This is a genomic window from Streptomyces sp. NPDC028722 (assembly GCF_040637655.1).
Classification (GTDB): domain Bacteria; phylum Actinomycetota; class Actinomycetes; order Streptomycetales; family Streptomycetaceae; genus Streptomyces.
The window spans coordinates 1-14,861 of sequence record NZ_JBEZWU010000006.1 but is presented as its reverse complement, the minus strand read 5'-3'; the positions used below and the strand labels follow the sequence as shown (position 1 = coordinate 14,861).

Annotated in this window: 8 protein-coding genes; 5 read left to right on the top strand and 3 right to left on the bottom strand. The window is 74.9% G+C overall.

Annotation, left to right across the window (positions count from 1 at the left end; translation table 11 throughout):
* Positions 1 to 72: 72 nt before the first annotated feature.
* Both AB0F03_RS11530 and AB0F03_RS11525 read left to right on the top strand, forming a co-directional pair.
* A complete protein-coding gene (locus AB0F03_RS11530; RefSeq protein WP_361989189.1) occupies positions 73 to 2,148 on the top strand; it encodes an asparagine synthase-related protein in 2,076 nt (691 codons plus the stop codon).
* 301 nt (positions 2,149 to 2,449) lie between these two features.
* Positions 2,450 to 5,728: a BTAD domain-containing putative transcriptional regulator gene (locus AB0F03_RS11525; RefSeq protein ID WP_361989186.1), complete on the top strand. Its 3,279-nt coding sequence runs from the start codon at positions 2,450 to 2,452 to the stop codon at positions 5,726 to 5,728.
* Between the two features lie 27 nt (positions 5,729 to 5,755).
* On the opposite strand, the gene AB0F03_RS11520 is transcribed toward AB0F03_RS11525, so the two are convergent.
* Positions 5,756 to 7,714 carry a sigma-70 family RNA polymerase sigma factor gene (locus tag AB0F03_RS11520; RefSeq protein ID WP_361989966.1) on the bottom strand — a complete coding sequence of 653 codons (1,959 nt, stop codon included), beginning with the start codon at positions 7,712 to 7,714 and terminating at the stop codon, positions 5,756 to 5,758.
* A 260-nt stretch (positions 7,715 to 7,974) separates the two neighbouring features.
* A complete protein-coding gene (locus AB0F03_RS11515; protein ID WP_361989183.1) occupies positions 7,975 to 8,820 on the bottom strand; it encodes a TetR family transcriptional regulator in 846 nt (281 codons plus the stop codon).
* Positions 8,821 to 9,199: 379 nt separating this feature from the next.
* On the opposite strand from AB0F03_RS11515, the gene AB0F03_RS11510 reads away from it, so the two are divergent.
* Both AB0F03_RS11510 and AB0F03_RS11505 read left to right on the top strand, forming a co-directional pair.
* Complete coding sequence (locus AB0F03_RS11510) at positions 9,200 to 10,576, top strand: NAD(P)/FAD-dependent oxidoreductase (RefSeq protein WP_361989180.1); 1,377 nt, start codon at positions 9,200 to 9,202, stop codon at positions 10,574 to 10,576.
* Between the two features lie 133 nt (positions 10,577 to 10,709).
* Complete coding sequence (locus AB0F03_RS11505; RefSeq protein ID WP_361989177.1) at positions 10,710 to 12,356, top strand: SpoIIE family protein phosphatase; 1,647 nt, start codon at positions 10,710 to 10,712, stop codon at positions 12,354 to 12,356.
* A gap of 67 nt (positions 12,357 to 12,423) precedes the next feature.
* Here the strand turns inward: AB0F03_RS11505 and AB0F03_RS11500 are convergent, their stop codons facing one another.
* Positions 12,424 to 13,713 carry an MFS transporter gene (locus AB0F03_RS11500; protein ID WP_361989174.1) on the bottom strand — a complete coding sequence of 430 codons (1,290 nt, stop codon included), beginning with the start codon at positions 13,711 to 13,713 and terminating at the stop codon, positions 12,424 to 12,426.
* A gap of 97 nt (positions 13,714 to 13,810) precedes the next feature.
* On the opposite strand from AB0F03_RS11500, the gene AB0F03_RS11495 reads away from it, so the two are divergent.
* Positions 13,811 to 14,359 carry a MarR family transcriptional regulator gene (locus tag AB0F03_RS11495; protein WP_361989171.1) on the top strand — a complete coding sequence of 183 codons (549 nt, stop codon included), beginning with the start codon at positions 13,811 to 13,813 and terminating at the stop codon, positions 14,357 to 14,359.
* The last annotated feature ends 502 nt before the right edge of the window (positions 14,360 to 14,861 follow it).

Sequence of the window (14,861 nt, the reverse complement as noted above, 5' to 3'; positions counted from 1 at the left end):
CGCGTTCTTCATGGCAGCATGGGGATCCGGTTCGTACGGTGCACTGGTTGTCCACAGCGTGTGGAGGCGTCGATGCGGTGGTTGGTGGGGTGGAGCAGCACCGCCGCGGGCACCGCCGGGACCGGTACCGCGGGTGCCACCGGATACGACGGCGAAACCCTGCGCCCGGTCGGATCACAGCTCCTGTGGGGCGACCCGGACCCGCTGTGGGCCGTCGGCGACTGGCGCCCGGACGAGGTCCGCGTGGTGCACGCCGACCCGCAGCACCGCATCGCCGTCCTCGGCATCTGCGGCGCCACCGACGAGGAACTGCGGCGCGGCCTGGTCACCGCGCGCGGAGGTGCCCTGCGCCATCTGACCGGCTGGCCCGGCAGCTACACGGCCGTCGTCCAGGCCGGCCGCCGCATCACCGTCTGCGGTGATCTCGCGGGCGCCCGGCCCGTGTTCCACACCCCCTGGGCCGGCGGTACGGCCTACGCCACGGCCGCGCTGCCCCTCGCCGACCTCATCGAGGCCAACCTCGACTTCACCCACCTCGCCGCCCTGCTCGCCGCCCCCGACGTACCGGCCGCGCTGCGCGACACCACCCCGTACGAGGGCGTACGGCGCATCCCGCCGGGACACGCGCTGGTGCTGCGCGCCGGAGCGCGGGAGATCGCCGGGTACGAGCCGGTCGCCTCCCTCGCCGTGGCCGCGCCCACGGCCGACCCCGACCGCGCCGTGGACGCCGTACGGGACGCCCTCGTGGAGGCCGTCCGCACCCGGCTCTCCGCACCCCGGCACGTGCCCGACCTCGACCCCGGGCCGGTGCCCGGCATGGGACCCGCCGAGCGCCGGGCCGCACGCGGGATGCCGGTGCCCGGCATCGGCGCCGACCTGTCCGGCGGACCCGCCTCCGGCACCCTCGCGCTGCTGGCGGCCGGGCTGCCCGGCAGACCCGGCACGCTCCTCGGCCACGGCACGGGCGCGGGCGAACGGCTCCTCGCCGTCACCTTCAACGACCTCGCCGTGGCCGGCCGCGAGGCCGAACTCCAGCGCGCCGGCGCCCTCGCCGCCAACCCCCGCCTGCACCACGTCGTGGTCACCGGCGGCGAGGAGACCCTGCCCTACGCCGGACTCGACGGCCCCCTGACCGACGAACCCGGCTCCTCCCTGGTGCTGGCCGCCCGGCACCGCGCCCGGCTCGCCGCCGGCAGCGCCGACCACTTCACCGGCCACGGCGCCCGCCAGGTCCTGGACGCCCACCCCGCCCGTCTCGCCGACCTCCTGATGGACCGCCGGCGACGCAACCTGGTCCGGCCGGTCGCCGCGCTCGCCCGGGCCGACGGTTCGGTGATGGTCCCCGCGCGCGTGTACGGCGCGGCCCGGCGGCTCGCCCGCACCCCCTACCGGGCGGGCCTGGAGGCGCTGGCCGAGCGGCTCATGCGGCGCCGCTTCGACGAGCCCAAGGGCGCGGTCGGCGCGTCGCTCGCCGCGCTGACCTGGGCCGGACCGGGGCCGGCCGCCCGCTGGCTGACGGGTGAGGCGCTGGCTGAAGTATCGGTTCTGCTCCAGGCGGAGGCCGACCGCTCCGGGACCGGTGCGCAGCGGCCCGGCGACTACCGCGCGCGTGCGGCGCTCGCCCGGCACGCCGCCGACCTCCGCGTGCTGGAGCAGGCCGCGGAGGTCCGCTCCCAGCGGCTGCACGCGCCGTTCCTCGACAACCAGGTCGTCCGCGCCTGCCGCGCCCTCCCCGAAGCCCTGCGCGTCCAGCCCGGCGCGCGGGCCGCCATCCTCCGTACGGTCCTGGCGGGCTCCGGCGTCACCGACCTCCCGCCCGGCTGGGGCACCCCCTCCCACGGCTCCTCGGCGGCAGCCGCCCGCGCGGGTCTCCGCGTCGCCGCCGACTCCCTCGTGGACCTCTTCTCCAGCCCCCTCCTGGCCGACGCCGGGCTGGTCGAGGCCCGCGTCGTCCGCAAGGCCCTGCGCACCGCCGCGGCGGGCGACCCCCTGCCCCTGGACGGGCTCGCCGGCCTCGTCTCCCTCGAACTCTGGCTCCACCGCCTGCTCGCCCGCCGCGGCACGTGCTGGACGGGCACGCCCTCCCGCTCCCGGGCGGTGCCCTCCGGGATCCAGCCGAGGCGGGGGGCACTGACACCGGGGGTGTGAGCCGGGCGTGCGTGCATCCGCACCGTCTCCGCGGGCAGTCGTGCCGCTGGGGCGGCACGGGTGGGCGCGGCGGCGCCCCGCGAGCGCGGGTGAGTGACCCGGCCCCCGCCCGAGGACAGCGCCGGGGTCCCCGTTGGAGGGGGTGAGCGGGTGGGACCCGTCCAGGGACAGCGCCGGGGCCGTTGGAGGGGCTGAGCGGGTCGGACCCCGCCCGGTGGTGGTGACCCGCCCGTCGGAAACCCCCGTGCCTCGGCTGCCGCCTCCCCGCGACAATGACCCGGTGCGGTACAGAATCCTGGGGGTGACCCAGGCAGCGGACAATCAGGGCGCCCCCCTGCCCATCGGCGGCCCACGCCTCCGTACGCTCCTCGCCGCCCTCGCCCTGCGTCCCGGCCGCACCACCACCCCCGACACCCTCATCGGCGAGATCTGGGCGGACGACCCGCCCCAGGACGCCCCCGCCGCCCTCCAGGCGCTCGTCGGCCGTCTCCGCCGTACCCTCGGCAGGGACGCCGTCACCTCCGCGCCCGGCGGCTACCGGCTGGAAGCGGCCGAGGACGACGTGGACCTCCACGTCTTCGAGCGGCTCACCCGCGCCGGCACCGACGCCCTCGCCGCCGGCGACCCGGCCACCGCCCACCGCACGCTCACCGAGGCCCTCGCCCTCTGGCACGGCCCGGCTCTCGCCGACCTCCCCGACCGCACCGCCGCCACCCGCCCGGACGCCCTCCGTCTGGACGCGGCCCGCGCCCGCGCCGCCGCCGCGCTCGCCCTCGGCCGCGCCCGGGAGGCCGTACCGGAGCTGAGGGAACTGGCCACGGCGCACCCGTACGACGAACCCCTGCACGCCCTCCTCATCCGCGCCCTGCGGGACGCGGGCCGCCCGGCCGACGCCCTCGCCGCCTACGAGTCCGTCCGCCGCACCCTCGCCGACACCCTGGGCGCCGACCCCGGCCCGGAACTCCGCGCCCTCCACACCGCGTTGCTGCAACAGGAGAACCCGGCGGACCGTGCGCACCCGGAGGTGCCGCACCGCGGTCGGCCTCCCGAGCGCACCGGGAATCTCCGTCCCCGTCTGACGTCCTTCGTCGGCCGGGAACCGGAGCTGGCGGCCATTCGTTCGGATGTGCACAGGGCCCGCCTGGTCACGCTCACCGGACCGGGCGGCTCCGGGAAGACCCGCCTCGCCGAGGAGGCCGCCGCCGCGTTCCCCTCGGCCCGGATGGCCGAGCTGGCCCCGCTCGACCGGCCGGAGGCGGTGCCCGACGCGGTGGTCAGCGCCCTCGGCCTGCGCGAGACCGTGCTGCTGGGCAACGAACGGGCGACCCCGCAGGCCGACCCCACGGCCCTGCTGGTCGAGTACTGCGCCCCGCGCAGCCAACTCCTGGTCCTCGACAACTGCGAGCACGTCATCGGCGCGGCGGCCGCCCTGGCCGAGACCCTCCTCACCCACTGCCCCGGCCTCACGATCCTCGCGACCAGCCGTGAACCCCTGGGCGTCCCCGGCGAGTCGGTGCGCCCGGTCGAGCCCCTCGCCCCGGAGCAGGCGCACCACCTCTTCGCCGAGCGCGCGAAGGCCGTCCGCCCCGACGCCGACGCCGTGCTCGGCGACACCGCGGCCGTGACGGAGATCTGCCGCCGCCTGGACGGGCTGCCGCTCGCCATCGAGCTGGCCGCGGCCCGGCTCAGGCTGCTGACCCCACGCCAGATCGCCGACCGGCTGGACGACCGCTTCCGCCTGCTCACCGCCGGCAGCCGCACGGTCCTGCCCCGCCAGCAGACCCTGCGCGCGGTCGTCGACTGGTCCTGGGACCTGCTGGACGAGGGGGAACGAACGGTCCTGCGCGAGGTGTCGGTGTTCGCCGGCGGCTGGGACATCGCGGCGGCCGAGGCCGTGTGCACCGGCCCGGTGGCGGAACTGATGGGCGCGCTGGTCGACAAGTCCCTCGTGGTCGCCGCCCCGCACGGCCCCGACGGCGCCGCCTCCGGCATGCGTTACCGCATGCTGGAGACCATCCACGAGTACGCCACCGAGCGTGCCGCCGAGGTCCCCGGCCTGCGCGCGGCGGCCGAGCGACGCCACCGCGCGTGGGTGCGGGCGCTGGTGGAGGAGGCGGAGCCGCGACTACGGTCGGCGGCCCAGCTGCCCTGGATCTCCCGGCTGGAGACCGAGCTGGACAACGTCCGCGCGGCCCTGGACCGCGCGGTGCGCGCGGGCGACGAGGCCGGGGCGGGCGCCGTCGTCCTGGCCATCGGCTGGTTCTGGTGGCTGCGCAACCACCGCCAGGAGGCCGTGGCGTGGGTGCGGCTGGTCCTCCGCCTGGGCGTCGCCCTGGACGCCGTGGCCGCCGGCGCGCCCGCGGGCGACCTGATGGCGCTCACCGAGTCGGCCGATCCGGTCGGCGCCTTCCTCGCCGCCCCGGACGGCGAGGCCGGGCATCCGCTGCACGAGCTGCGGACGGACCTGCGCATGCTCGACCTGTTCCTGACGTCCGACTCGGGGACGGAGAGCCTCACGGCCGACGGCCGGGCGCCGCGGTACATCGCGCGCGTGCGCGCCGCCTACGAACCGGGCGGCCCGCGGGCGGCCCGGCTCCCGGGCCTGGTCTGGCCGCTGACCGCCCACTACCTGGGCGGCCCGGCCGACGTCCGCCCGGACCTGACGCAGGCCGTCGCCAACTGCCGCCGCCACGGCGGTCCCTGGGAGGTCGGGGTCGCCCTGATGTTCCGCACCCACGTGACCGTCGACTCGCCGGGCAACCTCGAAGGCGTCGACGAGGACCTGGCCGAGCTGCGGCAGCTGAGCCGGCGCGTCGGTGACCGCTGGATGCGGGCCCAGGTGTGCGGCGCGGCCGGCGAGGCGGCCATGGCCCGCGGCCGGTTCGACGAGGCGCGCGCCGAGTACGAGGAGGCCCTGCGGCTCGCCTACGAGGTCGGCGCGTACGCGGAGTCCCCGTTCCTGCTGGCCCGCCTCGCCGAGATCTCCTACCGCTCCGGCGACCGGAAGGCCGCGCTCACCACCTTGGATGCGGCAGAAACGGCCGCCGATCGGTACACGGTGCCGGAGTCACGCGCCTTCGTCCTGCTGCTGCGCGCCCACCTCGCCCTGCAAGACGGCAGTACCGCCCGCGCCCGCGAGCTGTACGAGGCGATGTGCGCGGCCGTGCGGGGCAGCACCCCGCCCCCGCAGTTCGTGGCGGCCCAGCGCACGGTGGAAGTGCTGCTCACGGCCGACGAGTCGGGTCCGGCGCACGCCCTGCCGGTCGTGGGGGAGGCCCTGCGCGAGGCCGCGGAGCAGGGGTGCGGCGAGTCGATCACGGCGGGGCTGGTGGACGTCGCCGCCGGCCTGCTGGCCCGGCACGGTGATCTGCCGGGCGCCGTCCGGCTGTTCGCCGCCGCGGACCACTGGCGGGACGGCCGCCGTCGGCCCGAGCCGGAGCGCAGTGACGCCGCCCGGGTGCGCGCGGGCGCCCGCGCGGCTCTCCCGGCCGGCCGCTACGCGGCCGAGACCGCCCGGGGCGCGGCCCTCGGTGTCGCGGACGTCCTGCGTGAGCTGGGCGCCCCGGTGGCCGTCGACTGACGCCGGGGCACCCCCGGCCGACGCGGCCTAGCAGGTGAACCGGGACTCCGCCCAGTCCGCGAGCGCCGCCCGGTCGAAGGCGGTGCGGTACGGCTCCACCACGAGCCGTACGGTCCGGCGGCCGGTGAGGTCCACATGGACGGGGACGGCCCGGTCGCGGCCCTCGACCGGGGCGGACCGCCAGAGCCGTGCCCCGTCGGCGTAGACGGAGAACGAGACCCTGCCGAGGCCGAGGGTGAGGTCGTCGACGCCGGCCAGCGCGTCGTAGGCGGTGCACCGGCGGTTGAGGGCGATGGTGACGGAGGACCGGCCGGACACGGTCACCCCGTGCGCGTACCGGCTGCCGCCGGCCGACATGCCGTACCGCTGCCACACCCAGCTGCTGCCGCCCAGGGCGATCTCCGGCCGGGTGCCGTCGCCGTAGAGGTCGTAGCGCAGCTCGCTCAGCCGGTAGACGGCGGGCACCGGCGGTGGTGCGGGAGCCGGGCCGGGCGTCCGGGACGGGGTGGGCGCGGGCTTCGCCGTAGGGGTGGGCGTCGGTGCGGGCGAGGGGCCCGGGGCCGGTGACGGGGGTGGTGGCGCCGTCGGTTCCGGGGTGACGGCCGCGGGTGCGGGCGCCGGCTTCCTCTTCACCGGATGTGCCGGCTGGGCCGGATGTGCCGGATGTGCCGGATGTGCCAGCTGCGCCGGATGTGCCGGATGTGCCGGCTGTGCCGGCCTCTTCGGCCGGGCCGGCGGCGGGGGCGCCGGCGCCTTCGACCGCACGATCGGCGTGGGCGGCCGTGGCCGGGCGGCCTCCTTCGCCGGATGCCCGTCGTTCACCAGAGCCAGCGCCACCGCCGCGGCGGCCACCGCTACGACACCGGCCGCGATGCCCGCCTTCACCGGCGCGCCGAGCCCCTCCGAGGCCGCGGCCCCGACGCCCGATCCGCCGGACGACCCGGTGGCCGCGGCGGCGGCACCGGCAGCCCCGGCCCCGGCGCTGCCGGCCACGATGCCGAAGGCCTTGGCGTACCCGGCGGCCCCGAACCAGCCGATGACCGCGACCGGTACGACGCCCGGGATACCGCCGGCCACCTCCTCGATCTGCGCCGCCGCCAGCCTGCACCTGGCGCACTCCGCCAGGTGTGTGCGCAGGCCCCGCTCGGCGCGGACACGCAGTTTGCGGCGGGCGTACGTGCCGAGCTGGTCGGCGTAGCGGGCGCACTCCTCGTCCTGGGCGAGGGCGTCGCTCACATGGGCCTGGAGGTAGGCCTGCTTCAGCCCTTCCCGGGCGCGGCTGGCCAGCACCCGGGTGCCGTTGGCGTCCAGGCCGAACAGCACGGCGACCTCGCTGGGGGACTCGTCCTCCACCTCGGTGTGCCACAGCACGGCCTGCCAGCGTTCGGGCAGCGAGCGGAAGGCCCGCATGGCCATGGACTGCTCGGCCTCGTGCAGGGCGCGCACGTCGGCGCCGAGCGCGACGGTGCCGTCGCCGGGTACCTCCGTGGCCCGTGCGGCCTGCTGGGCGAAGACGGCGAAGTCGTCGACGAGCTGCTCGCGCCGGGCGGACCGGGTCCAGTGCGCGGCGACGCGCCGCACGGACGTCAGCAGATAGGCCCGTACGGCGTGTTCCGGACCCGACCCGCCCCGCACCGCTTGCAGCATCCGCGCGAACACCTCGGCGGCGAGATCGTCGGCGGTGTGCGCGTCCCGGCAGCAGCCGCGCGCGTACCGCCGTACCGCGTCGGCGTGCCGCCGGTACAGCTCCGCGTAGGCCGAGTCGTCCCCGGCGCGCATCCGTTCGATCAACTCGCCGTCGGCGGGGGGTGTCCGCCGGGGCGGCGGCAGGACGCTTCCCTCGCGCTGGGCCGGCACGCTCTCGTCCCCCGGGCCGCCGACGGCAGCTGGGCGTCCGCCCTGATGGGGTACATGAGGTGAGGTCAGCCCGCGTGCTTCCGGGTCCCCGTCGTCACCGCGCGACCCGCCCCACCCGTCAACGCCCACCACGGACAGCCCCCGACACCGGCCCAGCCCAACCCGTCACCGGCTCACAGTGCCACAGCGCGTCCGCCCGGAGACCCCGTCGCAGCGCCCATCCACTCGTCCGAGCGGACTTCCTCCCACCCCACTCGAACACCCCCACGGCACCCACGGCGACGGCGCTTCGCGGAAGACACCCGCACCCGTACGACTGTGACAGCCGTACGGGTGCGGGTGGGAGACGGCATCCCGCCGACTGCGGGACCGAAGCGAGCGGTGGGACGTCACGCCGGCCGGGACCGCAGCCCCTCCAGCAGGATGTCCAGCAGCCGCGCGGACGCCGCCGCCTGCTGTGCCGCGTCCGGCAGGGACGGCGCCGCCGTGGCGATCACCAGCAGCACGTCGCCCACGGAGACGTCCGCCCGCAGCTCACCCGCCGCCCGCGCCCGATCCACCAGCTGTCCGACCAGGTCGAGCAACGCCCCGGCCCCGGTGTCGTCGGCCGTCAGCGAGATCTCGTCCGCCACCAGCCGCAGCTCACCGCCCCCGGACTGCGCCCGCTGCTGGGGCACCCGTGGCTCCTCGGCCAAAGCGACCGAGGCGGCCGAGGGGATCGGCGCGACCGCGCCGGCCGGTGGGACGACCCCCACCGGGCCGGCCGGACCACCCGACGTCTCCGGCTCGGCCGGACCGCCGGAGCCGACCCGCAGGACCTGCGGCGGCAGCAGCCGCCCGGCCCCCGACGCCACGGACGTCCGCAGGAACCGCGACAGAGCCGACCACGGTTCGTCCTCCTGCCCGAGCGCGGTCCGCGCCTGCTCGGTCAGCCGTGCCGTCTCCTCCTGGGCGATCCGCCGGACCAGCACGTCCTTGCTCGGGAAGCGCCGGTACACCGTGCCGACCCCGACCCGGGCGCGCCGCGCCACGTCCTCCATCGGCGCGCCGTAGCCCAGCTCGCCGAACACCTCACGCGCCGCGCGCAGCACGTGCTCCAGATTGCGCTGTGCGTCCACCCGCAGCGGTGTCGTACGTGCCCCGTCGGCGCGCCCGTTGCCCCTCGCCGCGGTCATCGCCTGGCCACCGGGCGTGATGGTGGCCGTAGATGTCCAATGCGTGTCCTGAACATGCATGTGTTTCCCCCGGTAATGACGTCTCCCCCCGGAGACTCCCCGCCACTGAATGCGAAGTGCGCGGATATGGCATCGGTCCCGACCGGACCCGCCCGTCGCGGACCCGCTCGACCACAGTCCCTACACCCCGTCGACACACGAACATAGTTGAGAGACAGTCAATTCAGAAGGGGCAGGTTCCGCACAGAGCGCCCCCCGATCGGAGTACGGGACACGTACGCCCCGATTGCGCCCCTTCGTGCACTGTCGCCCGCCCCCACTGACCTGCCCCGATTCGTCCTGCACGGACACCGCGGCCGACCTCGCGCACACGGGGCCGCCGGTCACACAAATTGCCGGGGCTGTGGACAAACAAGAGCGCCGGGTGCGTCATGGGACGGTGAAGGAACGTGCGCGCATTCTGGTTGTCGGCGGCGGCTACGTCGGGATGTACACGGCCCTGCGCCTCCAGCGGAAGCTGAAGGGCGAGCTGCGGAGGGGCGAGGTCGACATCACGGTCGTCACTCCCGACCCGTACATGACGTACCAGCCGTTCCTTCCGGAGGCCGCCGCGGGCTCGATCTCCCCGCGGCATGTCGTCGTCCCGCTGCGCCGCGTCCTGGACCGCTGTCACGTGATCATCGGCGAGGTGACGTCCGTCGACCACGCGACCCGCACCGCCACCGTCACCACGCTCGCCACCGCGGAGGGGGGCCGACCCGCAGAACTCCTCCGTTACGACGAACTCGTGCTCGCCCCCGGCTCGGTCTCCCGCGCCCTGCCCATCCCCGGCCTCGCGGAGTACGGCATCGGGTTCAAGACCGTCGAGGAGGCCATCGGCCTGCGCAACCACGTCATCGAACAGATGGACATCGCCTCCTCCACCCGCGACCCCGCCATCCGCGACGCGGCCCTGACCTTCGTGTTCGTCGGCGGCGGCTACGCGGGCGTGGAGGCCCTCGGCGAGCTGGAGGACATGGCCCGCTACGCCGCGCGCTACTACCACAACATCCGCCCCGAGGACATGAGGTGGATCCTCGTGGAGGCCACCGACCGCATCCTCCCCGAGGTCGGCGCGGAGATGGGCCGCTACACCGTCACCCAGCTGCGCCGCCGCAACATCCAGGTGCTGCTCGACACCCGCCTGGAGTCCTGCGCCGGCCGCGTCGCCGTCCTCAGCGACGGCCAGCGCTTCCCGACCCGTACGGTCGTGTGGACCGCCGGCGTCCGACCGCACCCGCTGCTCGCCGCCACCGGCCTCCCGCGCACCGACCGCGGCCGGCTCAGGTGCACGGCCCGGCTGACGGTCGACGGCACGGAACACGCCTGGGCCGCGGGCGACGCCGCCGCCGTGCCCGACGTCACGGCCGCCGTACCCGGCACCGAGACCGCCCCCAACGCCCAGCACGCGGTCCGCCAGGCCCGCACCCTCGGCGACAACATCGCACACTCCCTGCGCGGCGAGCCCCTGGAGACGTACGCGCACAAGTACGTCGGCTCGGTCGCCTCCCTCGGCCTGCACAAGGGTGTCGCCCAGGTCTACGGGCGCCGGCTGAAGGGCTACCCTGCCTGGTTCATGCACCGCGTCTACCACCTCAGCCGGGTGCCCACCTTCAACCGCAAGGCCCGGGTGCTCGCCGAATGGATCCTCGCCGGGCTCTTCAAACGCGAGATCGTCTCGCTCGGCTCACTCGAACATCCCCGAGCGGAATTCGAACTGGCGGCCGGTGGAAAGCTCCCTCACGACCCCTCCGACGACCCGAAGGGGTCGTCCTGACCCGACCCGGGAACTCCACGGCGCGGCCCGGCGTCTGACGGTTGTCGCCCGCCGCGGCCCGCTCCCTGCCAGACTGCCCCACGACATCGGACGGGCCACCCGCCCGCCCCAGCACCCACGAGGCCTTCCCCAAGTGAACTTCACGCGCTGGAGCGCCCGGCTCCCCGGAACGCAGCGCCGCGCCGCCGCGCGGACCGAGACGGCGGTCCCCCCGGACCGGCGGGGAGAAGGCTCCGTGCCCGCGGCCCGCGCCGAACGGTCCGCCGACGGCACCTCCCCGGTGCCCGCGGTCGACGAACTGCCCGCGCGTGAAGTGCTCGACCGCGTCCCGGCCCTCGTGGCCCTCGTCCACGGCCCGGACCACCGCATCGCCTACGTCAACGACGCCTACACGGCGGCCTTCGGCACCCGGCCCACCTGCGCCCCCGCCCGCGAGGCCCTGCCCGAACTCGCCGAACTGGGCCTGCTCCCGCTACTCGACCAGGTGCTGCGCAGCGGCAGACCCCGCACCCTGAAGTCCCGCAAGGCCGTCGACGGCCGCTCGTACACCTTCACCTGCACCCCCGTCGCCGAGGACGGCGCCCGCGGCGCGGGCGTACTGGTCTTCGCCACGGACGTCACCGACCACGCCGAGGCCGCCGAACGCCTGCGCGCCAGCGAGCGCCGCCAGCGGGAGACCGCCGTCACCCTCCAGCGCTCCCTGCTCCCCCAGGAACTGGAACAGCCCGACGACCTGCGCATCGCCGCCACCTACCAGCCCGGCGGCACCGAGGCGGCGGTCGGCGGCGACTGGTACGACGTGATCACCCTCGGCGGCGGCCGCACCGCCCTGGTCATCGGTGACGTCATGGGCCGAGGGGTGCGCGCCGCCGCCGTCATGGGACAGCTCCGCACGGCCGTCCGCGCCTACGCCCGCCTGGACCTGCCCCCGCACGAGGTGCTCCAGCTCCTGGACGGCCTCGCCGGCGAGATCGACCCCCACCAGATCGCCACCTGCTGCTACGCAGTCCACGACCCAAACGAGGGCCGCCTCGTGTACGCCTCCGCGGGCCATCTGCCGATCCTGGTCCGCGACGAGAACGGCACCGTCTCCCGCACCGACGAACCCACCGGACCGCCCCTCGGCACCGGCGGCTGGATGCACTCCTCCGGCTCCATCGCCCTCGGCCCCGGCGCCACGGCCGTCCTGTACACGGACGGCCTGGTCGAGCGCCGGGACGCCGACCTGGACGAGGGCATCGCCTCGCTCGCCGGCGCCCTCGCCGGGGCCACCGGCACCCCGCAGGTCGTCTGCGACCGCCTGGTCCGCTCGGCCGGGGTGACCGCCGACCACGACGACGACGTGGCCGTCCTCGTCCTCCAGCACCCCGCCCGTACGGGCCCCGACGGTGACCTCTTCCGCAACGCGGCCCTGGAACTCCTCGGCGGTGTCGAAGCGGCCCCCCGCGCGCGTGCCTTCGCCTCCGGCGTCCTCACCAGCTGGCGCTTCCCCGCCGAGCTGCACGACCTCGGGGTCCTCGCCGCCAGCGAACTGGTCGCCAACAGCCTCCAGCACGGCATCCCGCCCATGCGGCTCAGACTCCGCCGCACCGACCGCCGCCTCATCGTGGAGGTCACCGACGGCGACGACCACCTGCCCCGGCGCCGCCGCGCCGAACCCGGCGACGAGTCCGGCCGGGGCATCGCGATCGTGGCGACGATCGCCACCAGCTGGGGCTCCCGCCGCACCCCGGGCGGCGGCAAAGCGGTGTGGTGCGAGTTCCTGCTGCCCAAGCGCTGAACACCGCCGGGCTCCGGCCCCGCCCGGCCGTCGTCGCCGCGCGCGGCCGGCGACGGGCACGGGCGCCTCACGCCTCCGCGGCCACCTGCTCCGCGGGCGTCCCGCCGCGGGTGACCACCCGGCTGGTCCGCGCCAGCCACGGCCGGTCCTGTACGGCGGTGAGCTGCCGCCCCAGCCGCAGCGCCAGGTAGGTGATCCCCAGCGAGAACAGCAGGAAGGTCACGACGTACGGCGCGGGCAGCGAGGCACCCAGGGGGCCGCCCACCGCCGGGCCGACCGCCAGCGCCAACTGCTTGACCAGCGCGAACGCCGAGTTGTACTGCCCGGCCATGCCCTCCGGTGCCAGATCGGCGACCAGCGGCGCGACCGTCGGCGACAGCATCGCCTCGCCCAGACCGAACAGCGCGTACGTCGACACGAACGCGGCCGTGGCCATCTCCTGGCTGCCGTGCCCCAGCCCCGCGTACCCGGCGGCCAGCCAGGCCACGGCCCAGATCAGTCCGACGCCGGCGATCACCCGGGACCGGCGCCGCCGCTCCACGAACTTCAGCACGGCGAACTGGGCCACCACGATCATCAGCGTGTTCGCGGCCAGCGCCGTCCCCAGCGCGGAGGTGGATATCCCGGCGGCCTCCACGCCGTACGCGCTCAGCCCCGACTCGAACTGTCCGTAACAGGCGAAGAACAGCACGAAGCCCAGCACGCACAGCTGCACCATCGTCCGGTTCCCGAGCAGCTGCTTCCAGCTGCCCTTCGCCGACCGCGTGGGCGCGTCCTCGATCCGCGGCGAACGCGGCATCCGCACGGTCGCCATCACGCCGACCAGCAACAGGAACATGGCCGCCTCGATCGCGAACAGCAGCGTGAACGAGGACACGCGGGTGGTGTCGACGAGATGGCCGCCGATGAGACCGCCGACGCCGAGCCCCAGGTTCTGGAGGAAGAACTGCGTCGCGAACGCCCGCGAGCGGGTGTCGGCCGTCGAGCAGTCCACGATCATCGTCGCCAGGGCCGGCTGCATCACGGCCTGTCCGGCGCCGAGGGCCGCCGCGGCCGTCAGTACGGTGCCGGCACTGCCCGCGAGACCGAGGCTCAGCGCGCCGAGGGCGGCGGTCACCAGCGCGGCGACCAGGACCGGCAGCGGGCCGCGCCGCACGATCGCCCGGCCGGCGAACGGCAGCACGATCAGCGCGGCCACGGCGAAGACGGCGAGCACCAGTCCCGCTGTCATGGCTCCCAGTCCCCGCACCTGCGCCACATAGACGTACAGGTAGGGGACGGTGAAGCCGAGCCCGAACGCGCTGAGTGCGTTACCCACGTGGATCCGGCGCATCGCTGCGCCCATCGCCCTGGTCACGTTCACCTCTTCCACTAGTTAGACCTGAAGACTTCGAAGCTAAAAAATACACATCGAAGGACTTCGAGGCAAAGCAGGTGCGTGCGATACTGCGTCCATGGCCGACACTCCCGGCGTCGCCGAGCCGACACTCGAAGAACAGATCGCCGCCTACCAGCGCGAGTTCCAGGACCTCGATCCCCAGGTCGAGAAGATCGTGTCGGCGCTCTCCCGGCTGAACCGCCGCATGAACGTCGCGTACGGCCGCCAGACCGCCGCCCTCGGCATCAGCAACGCCGAGTGGGAGGTCCTCAAGGCGCTCGTCCTCTCCGGCGCCCCGTACCGCATGGGCCCCGGCGAACTGGCCAAGCGGCTCGGCCTCACGCCGGCCGCGATGACCCACCGGATCGACCGCATGGTCGCCGAGGGCTTGGTCACCCGGGAGCGCGACGAGTCCAACCGCGTCCGGGTCATCGTCGAGCTGACGCCCGACGGGCGCGAGAAGTGGCTGGAGGCGATGCGGATGGCGACCGTGTTCGAGGAGGACCTGCTCCAGGACCTCACCCCCGTGGAGCGCGTGGTGCTCGGTGAGGTCCTCACCCGCCTCCTGCGCAGGGTGGAACACGCCCAGCCGGACGCCGGCGGCCGGCTCAGCGACCTCGACTGAACCGTCACCGCGGCGGACATAAAAGATCTTGACAGCAGGGTGTTGACACGCCCTTGCTCGATCCGTAGAGTTCTTCGGGTTGCCGCAGAGCCGTAACGGTTCTGCGACGGCACCTCAGCCGCCCCGAGCGGCACCCTCAAACACCAGCACGATCTCCTGACCGGATTGATTTCGGCATGCTCGAATTCAATTCGAATAGGAACGCGGCGGCCCGATTGGGAATCGCCGGACGGATCCGCTAAGGTTTGAGACGTCGGAACGGCCGAACGGCCGGGAGGACAGGCCCCCCTGACTGGGAGTCAGACACCGAAAGGGTCTGATAGAGTCGGAACCGCCGGAAAGGGAAACGCGGAAGCGGGAACCTGGAAAGCACCGAGGAAATCGGATCGAGAAAAGATCTGATAGACTCGGAAACGCAAGACCGAAGGGAAGCGCCCGGAGGAAAGCCCGAGAGGGTGAGTACAAAGGAAGCGACCGTTCCTTGAGAACTCAACAGCGTGCC